The organism is Pseudodesulfovibrio sp. JC047 (assembly GCF_010468615.1).
Taxonomy (GTDB): Bacteria; Desulfobacterota; Desulfovibrionia; order Desulfovibrionales; family Desulfovibrionaceae; genus Pseudodesulfovibrio.
On record NZ_WUEH01000135.1, the window covers coordinates 1 to 309 of the forward strand.

1 protein-coding gene is annotated in these 309 nt (G+C 42.4%); it reads left to right on the forward strand.

The window, feature by feature from the left end; genetic code table 11:
- Positions 1–309 (forward strand): alpha-amylase family glycosyl hydrolase (locus GO013_RS16905; RefSeq protein WP_239057936.1); only part of this gene is annotated, 309 nt, incomplete at both ends.

Genomic DNA, 309 nt, shown 5'->3' on the forward strand with positions numbered 1-309 from the left:
TTTGGCAACAAACATTAGCAGGCGTATCGCAGCCTACTCTTTATTGGAATAATCATGATATGGCCCGTTTGGCTACACGCGTAGCTAGAACACAGACTCAGGCTAAGAGCTTGGCGATGTTGATGTATTTGCAACGCGGAATTCCAGTAATTTATTACGGTGAAGAATTAGGGTTAAAGAATCTACATTTCACTAGTGCAGATCAATTCGAAGATCAAACTGTAGCGCCATGGTTAAAGGATGCAGAAAAAGTTTTGAGCAAAGATGCGGCCTTAGCTATGGTTAGTGAAACACATAAATTGCCGGCCC